The organism is Streptomyces sp. NPDC005898 (assembly GCF_040629635.1).
Lineage (GTDB): Bacteria > Actinomycetota > Actinomycetes > Streptomycetales > Streptomycetaceae > Streptomyces.
Genome location: NZ_JBEXWC010000010.1, coordinates 76,484 through 89,660 on the forward strand (window position 1 = coordinate 76,484; position 13,177 = coordinate 89,660).

The following is a 13,177-nucleotide window of genomic DNA, read 5'->3' on the forward strand; positions in this document are numbered from 1 at the left end:
GTTCCCTCTTCCCTTGCTGCTCGGCCCTGTTCGGCTCGGAGTGCGGCTGCGGCCCGGTGTGCGGCGGTTCGGCGGGTGGCCCGTTCGGCGTGCGGCGGTCCGTTCGGCGGGTGGTCCGTTCGGCTCAGAGCGCGGCGAACGCGGCCGCGCGCCGGCGCAGCAGTGCCGCCGTCTCGGTCATCAGCTGCTCGGCGATCGCATCCACGTGCCGCGACTGCCAGGACTCCAGGACGGTGCCGCGCGCCCAGGAGTTGAACGCGCCCATCGCGGGCCCGCAGTAGATCAGGTAGTCGACGGTCCTGCCGGGTTCGCCGCGGCGCGCCAGCTCGAAGCCGCGGTCGAGGTAGCTCCTGAAGGCGTCGGCCATCCGCCGCTTGGGGTCGTCGGCCCGGGAGGCGGGCGTGAGCGGGCCGCGCAGGAACTTCTCCTCGATCTGTCGGCGGGTCGGCGCGTCGAGGGCGTCGAGCGAGTCGTGGCGGCGCCACAGGTCGTGGAGTTTCGTGGCGCGCGCCGGCAGGAACACCCCGCGCTTGACGACCTGCGCGCGTACGCCGAGTTCGAACATCTCGGCGGCGGGCGCGAGGGCCACGTCGTGGACGTCCAGGGACTGGAGCAGGTCCTTGACCGCCGTGCTGGTGTCCGCCTCGGGCGTGCACTGGTTGATGGACCCGGTGAGCACGAAGTCCGCGCCGAGGAGGAACGCGGCGGCGGCCGCCTCCGGGCTGCCGATGCCGCCGGCGGCGCCGACGTGCACCCGCGGCCCCGGTCCGGCCGCGGCGTCGCGCAGCCGGAGCACGGCGGGCAGCAGCGTGGTCAGGCTGCCGACGGCGTCGTACCAGCCGGAGCCGGTCTCCACGCACAGGTCGTCGGCCAGCGGCACGTCCGCGTACCGCGCGGCGTCGTCCTCACGGACCTGGCCCGCGTCGACCAGTTCGCGGACGAGCGCGGGTGGGGCGGGCGCGAGGAAGGCGGCGGCCATGTCGGTGCTCGACACCTTGGCGAGCACCCGCCCGCCGCTGAGGCGGTATCTGACCAGGGCCGGGGTGATCCGCAGGAAGCCGGAGGCCTCGACGGTGCGCACGCCCTTGCGCAGGAAGAGGTCGACCAGGGCCGACTCCCGGTCGGGGTCGGTGTGCTGGTGCAGCAGGTTGGCGCCGTGGGGCCCGTCGGCGCCGAGCCCGGCGCGCACCGCGTCCAGGCCCGTCCCGACCTCGTCGAGGGGGAGCCCGGCGGTGCCGAAGAAGCCCATCCCGCCCGCCTTCCCGAGCCGCACCAAGAGGTCGGCGCCGGACACGCCGCCGTACATGGCTCCCGCGAGGTACGCGTAGCGCAGGCCGTAGCGCTCCCGGAACGCGGCGGCGCCGAGGGTCGCGGGACCACCGCCGTCCGGCGTCCCGACGGGCTCGGCCGCCACGACCCGGGGCTCCACCCTCCCGGGCTCGCCCGCCACGACCGGGGGCTCCGCCTCCGCCACCGCGGGCTGCGCCTCCACCACCACGGGCTCGGTCCGCACGACCGGAGGCTCGGCCTCCGCCACGGCGGGTTCGGCCTCCACAGCCGCATGCCCCGCCGCCACAGTCACAGGCTCCGCCTCCGCCACCGCGGGCTCCGCCTCCATCACCAGGGGCTCCGCCTCCGCCCTGATCTTCGTGACGAGCTTGTCGAGGACCCGCCCCGGCCCCAGTTCCACGAACGTGAAGTCGCCCTTGCCCATGAGGTAGCGGATCGTGTCGGTCCAGAGCACGGGCGAGGCGATCTGGCGGGCGAGCTGCCGCGCCACCTCGCCGGGGCGGTAGGGCCGGGCGTCCACGTTGGCGACGACGGGCACGGCGGGATCGCGCAGGGTGAAGCCCGCGAGGAAGCGGCCGAACTCCTCGGCGGTCTCCCGCAGGTAGCGGGAGTGGAAGGGGGCGCTGACGTTGAGCTGGACGTAGTGCGCGCCGAGCCCCTCGAACACCGGTTTGGCCGCGGTGATCTGCTCGGTGGGCCCGGCCAGCACGAACTGGCCGGGGGCGTTGTGGTTGGCGATGTCCAGCGCGGTCAGGCCGTGCTCCGTCAGGGCCCGCTCGACGGTTTCGAGGTCGCACTTGAGGACGGCCGCCATGCGTCCGCCGTCGGCGCGGCTCATCAGTTCACCGCGGCGGGCGACCAGGCGCAGCCCGGTCTCGAAGTCGAAGGCTCCGGCGGCGAACAGCGCCACGTACTCGCCGAGGCTGTGCCCGACGAAGTAGTCGGGCGGCGCCGGGTTCTCGCGCTGCTCGCGCAGCCAGGCGAGGGCGCTGACGACGTAGAGGGCGGGCTGGGTGAACCGGGTCAGCTTCAGCTCGCGGCGGGGGTCCTCGACGCACAGTTCGCGGATCGAATAGCCGAGCACCGAGTCGGCGAGCGCGGTCTGCTCGGGGAACTCGTCGAAGAGGTCCTTGCCCATGCCCTTGGCCTGGCTGCCCTGGCCCGGGAATCCGTACACCTTCATGACGCCGTCCTTGGATACGGGGAGTGCGGGGGGTGCGGGGAGCGCCCGGCGCCGGGTGGCCGGTACGGCGGCGCGCACGGCGGCGAGGGAGCGGATGTCGTCGCCCAACGGGCTCAGCAGCGGCAGCGACCGGGAGCGCGAGGACGCGGGCAGGCCGTTGCGGGTGAAGTTGTGCAGGGTGCTCGAGGGGCCGAGGTCCACGTACTGGAAGGGGCCGCGCCGCTCCAGCGCGGCCAGCGTTCCCGCGTACTCGATGGGCAGCCGGGTCGCCCGCCACAGGTGGTCCACCGTGACGCGGTCCACCTCGCCGCCGGTGGCGCAGGAGACGACGGGCAGCCGCGGTGCCTTCAGCTCGGCCCCCGCCATGATGGAGCGGAACAGCGGCTCACCGGGGTCCATCCGGCGCGAGTGGAAGGCGTACGGGACGGGGACGCGGTGGCACACCACCTTGCGGGCCCGCAGCTCCTCCTCGGCGGCCACCAGGTCCTCGTGCGCGCCGGAGAGGACGAAGTGCCCCGGGTAGTTGCGGGCGGCGACCTCGGTGCGCTCCCGCAGCAGCGGCACGCGTGCGTGCAGTGCCACGTCGTCCAGTACGGCGAGCATGCCGCCGCCCGGCGCGGCGCGCAGCGCGGCGGCCTGGCGGACGAGGAGCCGCAGGCACTCCTCGGCGTCCAGGACGCCCGCGAGGACGGACGCGGTGAACTCGCCGAGGCTCGCGCCGAGCAGCAGGTCGGGCTCGATGCCGTCCGCGATGAGGGTCTCGGCGGCGGCGAGTTCGACCATGACGATCGCCGGGTGGGTGAAGGCGATGTCGTCGAACGGTTCGGCGCGGCCCCGGCCGGGCGCGTACAGGGCCGCGAGCACGGACTCGCCGAGCTCGTCGGCCGCCGCCGCGTCGAGGCGGTCCATGACGCGGCGGAACACCGGTTCGCTCTCGTACAGGGCCGCTCCCATTCCGCTGTACTGCGAGCCCTGTCCGGAGAACTGGAAGACGACGGGGCGGTTCAAGCGCGTTCACCGCCCTGCTGTTCGCGTATGTCGGCGACGCGGAACTCGCCCTCGTGGAAGACGCCGAGGCCGGGCGGCGCGGCGCGCTCGCGCAGGGCGGCGTCGGCGAGTTCCCCCACGGGCCCCGCGAGGCCGTCGAGCATGGCTTCGAGCACGTTCTGCAGGCCGAGCAGGAGCCGGGTGGCGGCGGCGTCGGTGACCTGGTCGCGGTGGTAGGACAGGTGCACGGTGACGACGTTGGTGGGGAAGACGTCGAGGCGCAGCGGGAAGCCCATCTTGGAGACGAAGAAGGCGGTGCCCGAGCGCTCCATGGTGTCCACGCCGACGTTCTGGAACACGATGTAGCTCTCGCAGGGCAGCGTGCCGGGCGGCAGGTCGCTCCAGCCGAGGACGGTGTCCAGGGGTGTCGTCTCGTGGCCGCCCATCTCCACGAGGGCGCCGAGGACGTCCTTGAGGAAGGACCCGGCGTCGCGCTCGCGGTCGAGGCGGGTGCGCAGCGGCAGGATGTTGAAGGCGGGGCCCACCATGGTGGAGAGCGCGTCGGGGTCGGCGACCGGTGAGGAGCGCCCCGCGAGGAGCACGCCGTGCGTGACGTCGTCGGAGGCGGTGTACGCGGCGTTGACCAGTGCCCAGGCGCCCTGGAACAGGGCGTTGAGCGGGAGGTGGGCGCGCTGGGAGAGGCGGCGCAGGCCGAGGGTGGTGTCCCGGTCGAGGGTGATGATCTGGCGGGCGCAGCCCTTCTCGGCCGGCTGTGCGGGCAGCAGGGCGCGGACGCCTTCGGACAGGGCGGTCGGCCGGGTCAGGCCGGCGAGGGCGCGCCGCCAGTACTCCTCGGCGGGCCGCGCGGGCAGGGCGCGTACGCCTTCGACGAACTCCTTGAAGGGCAGGCGGGCGGGGGCGGGCGCCGGGGTGCGGCCGGTGGCCGCCGCGTCGAGCAGTTCCTGGAGCCGGTCGGTGACGATCTCGAAGCTCCAGCCGTCCAGGCAGAAGTAGTTCAGGCTCACCACGACGAGCGCGGTCTCCGCGTCGAGCAGGGCGACCAGGTAGCGCAGTGCGGAGGCGGTGCCGAGGTCGACGCCGCGGTCCCGGTCGGCGGCGAGGTAGGTCTCCAGGCGGGCGTCCTGCTCGGGGCCCGCGAGGCCGCGCCAGTCGGCGAAGGTCGTTTCCGGGGTCGCGTCCTCGTGCACCACCTGCACCGGCTCGGCGAGGCCGTCCCAGGCGAAGGTGGTGCGCAGCAGCGGGTGCTCGCAGATGAGCCGGCGGAAGCAGTCGACGAAGACGTCCTCGCTGAACGCGGAGACCTGGAGCAACTGCATGCGGTGCACCAGGAAGAGGCCGGGCTCGGGGCGCTCGCGCCACTCGCCGAGCGCCCACTGCTGGAAGGGCGAGAGCGGGTAGACGTCGACCACTCCGGGTGCTTCGGACAGCTCGCGCAGCGCCGCGTCGGCGTCCTGTCCGGGGGCGGCCCGCTGCTCGGGGGCGGTGGTGTCGGCGGTGGCCCGTTCGTCGAGGGCGGCGGCCAGGGCGGCGATCGTGCCGTGCCGGAAGACGAGCTGCGGGGCGAACTCCAGGCCGCGCTGCCTGGCCTTGGCGACGACGTGGATGGTGTGGATGGAGTCGCCGCCCAGCTCGAAGAAGTTGGTGTGCACGCCCACGTCGTCCACGCCGAGCACCTCCGCCCACAGTTCGGCGAGGACGTGTTCGGTGGGGGTGGTGGGCTCGGCGGCGGCGCCGTCGGTGTCGCCCTGTTCCGGCACCGGCGGCAGCGCGTCGCGGTCGAGTTTGCCGTTGACGCCGACCGGCAGGGTGCGCAGTGCCAGGAACGCGGCGGGCACCATGTAGTCCGGGACACTGTCCTTGAGGAAGCGGCGCAGGTCGCGGACCAGTTCGGCGCCCGCGCGGTCGAAGGCGGGGTCGTTCGTCAGGGGGCCGGCCAGCCGGGGGTCGGGCAGGTCCAGGTGGTGGGTGCCGGTGCGGCTGAGCAGGACCGCGTAGCTGCCGTCGGTGGTGTCGGGCATCCAGGAGACCGTGACGGTGAGGCCGGTGTCGGCGCCGAGGCGCCACCACTCCTCGGGGTCCACGTGGCCGGCGGTGCCGGTCGGGGTGTCGCGGACGAGTTCGCCGACGATCTCCTCGGCGTCCTTGTCGCGCAGCAGGGCTCGCCGGGCGTTGACGGCGGCGAGGCGGGCGTTGGGCACGCCGCGTACGACGAGCGCGTCGGGCCGCTCCTGTTCGAGGCGCCGGCGGACCTCGTCGAGGCCGGCGGCGTCGGCCCAGTCGAGGGTGCGGACGTCCGTGTCGGGGGCGGGGTCCCGTGCCGTGACGCGCAGGACGGCGTCGTAGCGGTAGCGGGTCAGTTCGTTGTCGTGGCGGCCCCGGCGGAGCTGTATGTCGACGCCGTCGATGGCGGGCCGCTCCTCGCGCAGGGCGGTGAAGAAGGCGGGGTGGACGAGGAGTTCCTGCTCCTGGCGGATCCGGCGGGCGATACGTCCGCGGAGGCGGCCGACGGGGAGCTTCGCCGTGGCGCGGCTCAGCTCGACGTCGGTGTGGAAGGTGTCGAGCAGGGCGAGGTTGCGCAGGTCGCCCACGAAGACGGCGCCGTCCCCGGTGAGGCTGTCCAGGGCCTGGCCGAGGACCTTGCGCAGGTAGGCGCCGTCGGGGAAGTACTGCGCGACGGAGTTGAGGATCACCACGTCGTACGGCTCCTCGGCGAGCCGCGCGCTCTCGTCGGCGGCGCGGTGCGCGAGGGTGACGCCCGCGAGGTCGGGGCGCTCGGCGAGCAGCCGGGTGCGCACGAAGTCCAGGGCGGCCGAGGAGATGTCGGTGCCGTGGTAGCTCTCGCAGTGCGGGGCGATGCGGGAGAGCAGCAGGCCGGTGCCGCAGCCGATCTCCAGGACCCGTCGGGGGCGCAGGGCGAGGATGCGTTCGACGGTGCCGTCGACCCACTCCCGCATCTCCTCGGCGGGCAGCGGCTCACCGGTGTAGCTGCTGTTCCAGCTGACGATGTTGAAGTCCGCCTCGCGCGCCCCCGTGCCCCGCGCGTAGGCCTGGTCGAAGACCTCGGCCCACTCGGCGACGCGCTCGGCCATCGGGTCCTCGTCGTCGCCGGGGGCGTGCGCGGCGGGCGCGGTGTCGGGCACGACGTAGGCGCAGAGCTGCTTGTGCCCCGCCTCGCGCGGGTCCTCGCGGGTGACGACGGCCGCGTCCAGGACGCCGGGGTGCCGGGTCAGGGCGGCCTCGACCTCGCCGGGTTCGATCCGGATGCCGCGCACCTTCACCTGGAAGTCGGCGCGGCCGCGGTACTCGATCGCCCCGTCGGGCAGCAGCCTGGCCAGGTCACCGGTCTTGTACAGCCGCTCGCCGGGCGCGCCGAACGGGTCGGGGACGAAGCGCTCCTCGGTCAGTTCGGGCCGGTTGTGGTAGCCGCGGGCCACCTGGACGCCGCCGATGTGCACTTCGCCGACGACGCCGACCGGTACGGGGTTGAGCCGTTCGTCCAGGACGAGGACGCGGGTGTTGGCGATGGGGCGGCCGATGGGCACGACGCCGCGCTCGTCGCCGGGCACGCACTGCCAGGCGGTGACGTCGACGGCCGCCTCGGTGGGTCCGTAGAGGTTGTGCAGCTCGGTTCCCGGCAGCTTGGCGAAGAACCGCTCCTGGAGGGCGAACGGCAGCGCCTCGCCGCTGCACACCACGCGCCGCAGGTCCGCGCAGCGTCCGGCGAGGCCGTCGGCGCCCTCCTCCTGGCCGAGGAAGACCTGGAGCATCGAGGGCACGAAGTGGGCGGTGGTGATCCGTTCGGCGCCGATGACCTCGGCGAGCCTGGCGGGGTCCTTGTGCTCGTCGGGGCCGGCGACGACGAGGGTGGCGCCGGCCAGCAGCGGCCAGAAGAACTCCCACACCGAGACGTCGAAGCTGAACGGTGTCTTCTGCAGCACCCGGTCGGTGGCGTCCAGGCGGTAGCGGTCCTGCATCCACAGCAGCCGGTTGACGATGCCGCGGTGGGTGTTGAGGACGCCCTTGGGCTCGCCGGTGGACCCCGAGGTGTAGATCATGTAGGCGAGCGTGTCGGGGCCCGCCCCGTGCGCGACCGGTCCTTCCGGCTCCTCGGCGATGCGGGCCCAGTCGGCGTCGAGGGCGCACACCTCCGCCTCGGTGGGCGGCAGCCCGGCCCGCAGGTGCTCCTGGGTGAGCACGAGCATGGGGGCGGCGTCGTCGAGCATGAAGGCGCGGCGCCGGGCGGGGTGGTCGGGGTCGACCGGGACGTACGCGGCGCCCGACTTGAGCACGCCGAGCAGCGCGACGACCAGCTCGATCGAGCGCTCGGCGCAGACGGCGACGGTGCGTTCGGGGCCCGCGCCGCGGCCGCGCAGCCAGTGGGCGAGGCGGTTGGCGCGGCGGTCCAGTTCCGCGTACGTCACCTCTTGGCCGCCGAAGACGACCGCGGGGGCGTCGGGGGTGCGGGCGGCCTGGTCGGCGATCAGGTCGTGCAGGCAGCGCTCGGCGCCGTCGAAGGCCTTCGCGGTGTCGTTCCACTCCTCGACGATCCTGCGGCGGTCGGCGTCGGGCAGCACGGGCAGCCGGGACACGGCGACGTCGGGCCGGGCCGCCGCGGCCTCAACGACGACGCGGAAGGCGTCCATGAGGCGGCGCACGGTGGCCGGTTCGAAGACGTCGCGGTTGTACTCCACCTCCACCAGGAGTTCGTCGGCGCAGTCGACGACGCTGATCCACAGGTCGAACTTGGAGGTGGCGATCCGTACGCCCTCGATGGCCTCGATGACCAGCTCGTCGCCCGGCTGCAGCTCCCGGGCGGGCAGGAAGTTGAAGCAGACCTGGAACAGCGGGTTCTGCGACAGGTACCGCTCGGGCCGCAGGGCGTCGACCAGGACCTCGAAGGGCACTTCCTGGTGCTGCTGGGCGCCGTTGACGACCTCCTGGACCCGCCGCAGCACCTCGCGGAAGTCGGGGTCCCCCGCCATGTCCGTGCGGTAGACGAGGGTGTTCACGAACATGCCGATCAGCGGCTCGATGTCGACGTGGGTGCGGTTGGTCACCGGTGAGCCGACGGGGATGCCGCTCTGGCCCGTGTAGCGGTGCAGCAGGACGTTCAGCGCGCCGAGCAGCACGACGAACAGGCTGACGCCCTCGCGCCGGCACAGGGCCTGCAGCTCGTCGCGCAGGGCGGCCGGGTAGACGTCCCTGAGGTCGCCGCCCTCGAAGGTCTGGACGGGCGGCCGGGGCCGGTCCAGGGGCAGCTCCAGGTTCTCCGTGCCCTCGCCCAACTGGCGCCGCCAGTACGCGAGCTGGTTCTCCAGGCGGTCGCCGGAGAGGTACTCGCGCTGCCAGACGGCGAAGTCCGCGTACTGCACGGCCAGTTCGGGCAGCGGGGAGGGCCGGCCCGCGGCGAACGCCTCGTACAGCGTGAAGAGTTCCTGCCAGAACAGGCCGAGCGACCAGCCGTCGACGACCACGTGGTGGGCGTTGAGCAGGACCACGTGCAGCTCGGGGGCGAGCCGGTAGAGGGTGACGCGCAGGAGGGGGCCCGTGGCCAGGTCGAAGGGCCGGCGGCCCGCCTCGAAGACCAGCGCGTCGAGCCGCGCCGGGTCGTCGGTGAGGTCGACGAGTTCGACGGGGACCTTGACGTCGTCCACGATCTCCTGCCACGGCTCGCCGTTCTCGCTGGGCAGCCGGGTGCGCAGCGACTCGTGCCGGCGCACCACCTCCTCGGCGGCCCGCTCCAGGATCTCGCGGCGCAGCGGCCCGCGGACGCGGAAGCTCATCGGGACGTTGTACGCGGGGCTGTCGGGCACCATCTGGTCCAGGAACCACAGGCGGCGCTGGGCGTAGGAGAGCGGCGGGCGGTCGTCGGCGGGGCGGCGCGGGATGCGGGTGGTCCCGGACGTGCGGGCCGCGCCGCTGAGCTTCTCCAGCAGGGCCCGCTTCTGCGGGGACAGCCGCGCCTTGCGCGAGGTGGCGAGATCTTCGCGGGACATTGCGGGGGAACTCCTTGGTGGTCTCGGCGGTGTCCTTGCTCTCGCCGTTTCACGCGAGCGGCGGGCGTACGGTCCGGTTCACGCGAGCAGGGTGGTCACACTCTCCTCGGGCAGCTCGTCGATGCGCTCGATCAGCTCGGCCTCCAGCATCTCGACCATGTCGGCCAGGGTGCGGGCCTGGAACAGCTCACCGAGGTCGAGTTCGATGGGGAAGCCGCTCTTGAGGCGGGAGATGATCTGGGTCGCCAGGATCGAGTCGCCGCCCACTTCCTGGAAGTCGTCCTCGGGGCGGACCGAGGTGACACCGAGCACGTCGCGCCACGCGTCGGCCACCAGCTCCTGGAGCGGGCCGCCGGACGGCTCACCCGCCGCCGCTCCCGCCGCGACGGCCGCACCGGCTTCGGCGGTCTCGGCGGGCGGTTGCGCCACGGGGCGCGCGGCGCTCGGGGCCGGGGCGTCGGGCAGCGCCCGCACGGGCTCCCCCGCCTCCCGTGCGCCCTCCAGTTCCGCGAGGACGACGGCCTGGTACGCCTGGTCCTCGCGCACGGGGGCCGGCGTCAGGGCGCGGACCGCGCGGAAGCCGCCGCGCTCCAGGGCCTGGCGCCACAGGGAGACGCTGAGCAGCGGGGAGCCCGGGATGCGGCAGTCGTCCTCGTAGGCCCACCAGCCGCCCATCAGCCCGAAGGTGAGGGTGAAGAAGTCCTGCGCCCGCGTGGTCTCCAGGAGGATGAGCACGCCGCCGGGGCGCAGGAGCTGCCGGGCGTGGGCCAGGGTGTCGTCGACGCGGCGGGTGGCGTGCAGCACGTTGCAGGCGAGGACGAGGTCCTGGCTGCCCGCTTCGAAGCCCTGCTCCACGGGCGCCGACTCGATGTCCAGCGGCGCGAAGGTGACGTAGGGGTGGTCCTTGCCGTACTGGTTGCGCCCGTACTGGGTGAAGCCGCGCGAGATGTCGGTGTAGACGTAGCTGAGCCGTTCGTCGGAGGCGTCGAGCGCGGGGAGCACCTTGGCGGTGGTGCCGCCGGTGCCTGCGCCGATCTCCAGGACGGAGAGGGTGGCCCCGGGGTCGCGTTCGCGCCGCGCCCGGACGTAGCGGGCGACGAGCCCGGCCACCAGGCCGTTGGTGTCCCCGTCGCTGTGGTAGACGGCTTCCACGGCGTCGAAGGAGCCGCCGGGGAAGAGCACCTCGTGCGCCTTCTTGCGGCCGGTGAGGACGTCGGGCATCTCTTCGAGGCAGAGCGTCAGGAGGTGGAAGTAGCCGTCCATCTCGGCGTACTCGGCGGTCACTTCGCGCTTGAGGCGGGCCAGTTCGCTCTCGTCCCAGGTGAGCCGGCCGGGTTCGGCGACGAGGTCGGTGGTGAGCAGGTGCTCCCCCTCGGCGCGCAGGTAGCCGCCTTCGGTGAGGACGCCGAGCAGTCCGTGGAAGAGCGCCGCGTGCTCGTCCACGACGCCGAGCCGGCTCACCAGTTCCGCCTCGGTGTAGCGCTCGCCCGCCGCCGCGAAGACGTCCATGCGGCGCAGCGAGGCGAAGAGCATCCTGCGGCAGACGCCGGTCAGTTCGCGCACCATCACGTCGGAGCGCAGCGCGGCTTCCAGGTCCGCGGCGGCCGGGTCGGACCGCAGGTGCTCGGCTGCGGCGGCGTCGAGGTCGGCGAGGACGGAGGGCACGGCGTTCGCAGCCGACGCCGCACGGGCACCGCCCCGGTCCGCCGGGCCCTGGGCGGTGCCGTCGGCCCAGGCGTGCGGGAAGACCTCGCGGGCGAAGGGGTGTCCCGGCAGGGCGACGCGGCGCGGTGCGGTGCCGGTGTGCAGGCGGGGCCAGTCCACCGGGGCTCCGGTGACCCAGGCCGCCGCGTACTCGTCGACGTCGCGGCCGGCGGGGCGGGTCGCGGGGCGGCGTTCGGCGGCCCGGCCGCTGTAGGTGCCGGGTACCGCGGCGGCGCCGTCGGCGAACGCGTCGAGGCGCGTGAGCAGTTCGTCCGTCGACGTGGCGGTGACGGCCACGCGCTCGGCGAACGCCTCGCGGCCCACTTGCAGGGTGTACGCCACGTCCCGGAGCGCGAGCCGATCCGGCTCGGCCGCGCGCAGGTGGGCGGCCAGCGCGGCGGCCTTCTCGCGGAGCTGGTCCCCGCTCTTGGCGGAGAGCGGTACGACCATCCGGCGCTCGGGCGTGGGCAGGGCCGCGGGGCGGGTGTCCACGTGCTCCTCGATGACGATGTGCGCGTTGGTGCCGCTGTAGCCGAAGGAGCTGACGCCGGCGACGCGTGGCTGATCGGCCTCGCGGTCCCAGTCGGCCAGTTCGCGGCTGACGTAGACGGGGCTCTCGTCGAAGTCGGCGTGCTTGTTCTCGGTGCGGAAGTTCGCCGCGGGGGGCAGTTTGCCGTGCCGCATGCACAGCAGCACCTTGATGGCGCCGAGGACACCGGCGGCGCCCATGGTGTGCCCGATGTTGGCCTTCACCGAGCCGACGGCGCAGAACCGCCTGCGGTCGGTGAACTCCGCGAACGCCTCGTTGAGGCCGTGCACCTCGATCGGGTCGCCGAGGCTGGTGCCGGTGCCGTGCGCCTCCACGTAGCGCAGGCGGGCCATGTCGACGCTGCTGCGGCGGTAGACGTCGCGCAGCAGCGCGCTCTGGGCGGCGGAGCTGGGCGAGGTGATGCCGGAGGTGCGGCCGTCCTGGTTGGTGGCGCTGCCCCGGATGACGCCGAGGATCCGGTCGTTGTCGCGCACCGCGTCGGAGAGGCGCTTGAGGACGAGGGTGCCGACGCCCTCACCGACGAGCATGCCGTCCGCGTCGGCGTCGAAGGGGCGGCAGGCCCGGCCCGGCGAGACGGTGCCGAGGGCCTCCATGGTGACGAAGGTCCCGGGGTGGTTGGCGACGTACACGCCGGCGGCGAGCGCGAGGTCGGACTCGCCGTCGAGGAGCAGCCTGCGGGCGATGTCGACGGCGACGAGCGAGGACGAGCAGGCGGTGTCGACCGTCATCGCGGGTCCGCTGAGGTCGAGCTGGTAGGCGAGGCGGGCCGCCATGATGCTGGTGTCGGCGCCCATCAGGGCGTGCGCGGAGTACTCCGATTGGGGTGCGAGGCCGGTGCTGCCGACGATGGTGGCGACCGCGCGGCCGCGCAGCGCGGAGGCGTCCTGGGCGGCGTCCTCCAGCGCGTGGTAGCAGGATTCGAGCAGCACGCGCTGGGCGGCGTCCATCGCGGCGGCCTCGCGCGGGGCGATGCGGAAGAACGCCGGGTCGAAGCGGTCGCTGTCGGCCATCCGTCCGTAGCGCGGCGCGGCGGCGTCCGGGAAGTGCTCCTCGAGCAGGGCGAGCGCCACGGGGTCGTCGACCTCGGTGGTGCGGTCCTCGCCCGAGGCGATCACCTGCCAGAGTTCGTCGGGGTTGTTCGCGCCCGCGGTGCGGCAGTGCATGCCGATCACCGCGACGGCCTCCGGCGGGGTGGCGGGGGCGAGCCGGTCCGACACGCGTGCGACGAGCCCGTCGAGGTCACCGGCTTCGCTGACCGCGCTGGTCGGGAGCGTGGTGCCGAACCGGGAGTTGATCTCCTCGGTGAGTGCCACGGCCGCGGCGAGGTCGAGGCCCAGCTGATCGAAGGGCGTACCGGAGACGCGCTCGGGGGTGACATCGAGGACACGGGCCGCGAGTTCCGACAGCGCCTGCTTGACGTGGGGCGACATTGACTTCGTATCTCCT

3 protein-coding genes are annotated in these 13,177 nt (G+C 73.7%); all 3 read right to left on the bottom strand.

Annotation, left to right across the window (positions count from 1 at the left end; genetic code table 11):
* Positions 1–124: 124 nt before the first annotated feature.
* The 3 genes from fabD to ABZ385_RS16070 all read right to left on the bottom strand — a co-directional run bounded on the left by fabD (position 125) and on the right by ABZ385_RS16070 (position 13,161).
* A complete protein-coding gene (gene fabD / locus ABZ385_RS16060) occupies positions 125–3,481 on the bottom strand; it encodes an ACP S-malonyltransferase (protein WP_358582994.1) in 3,357 nt (1,118 codons plus the stop codon).
* Entirely contained in the window at positions 3,478–9,477 is a 6,000-nt protein-coding gene (locus ABZ385_RS16065; protein WP_358911811.1) for an amino acid adenylation domain-containing protein, read from the bottom strand. The genes fabD and ABZ385_RS16065 overlap by 4 nt, the downstream gene beginning before the upstream one ends.
* Before the next feature lie 78 nt (positions 9,478–9,555).
* Positions 9,556–13,161 carry a beta-ketoacyl synthase N-terminal-like domain-containing protein gene (locus tag ABZ385_RS16070; RefSeq protein ID WP_358911813.1) on the bottom strand — a complete coding sequence of 1,202 codons (3,606 nt, stop codon included), beginning with the start codon at positions 13,159–13,161 and terminating at the stop codon, positions 9,556–9,558.
* Between the last annotated feature and the right edge of the window lie 16 nt (positions 13,162–13,177).

Coding starts and splice junctions, on each gene's coding strand:
- ABZ385_RS16065 (WP_358911811.1), bottom strand. CDS start 9,477: ATGTCCCGCGAAGATCTCGCCACCTCGCGCAAGGCGCGGCTGTCCCCG.
- ABZ385_RS16070 (WP_358911813.1), bottom strand. CDS start 13,161: ATGTCGCCCCACGTCAAGCAGGCGCTGTCGGAACTCGCGGCCCGTGTC.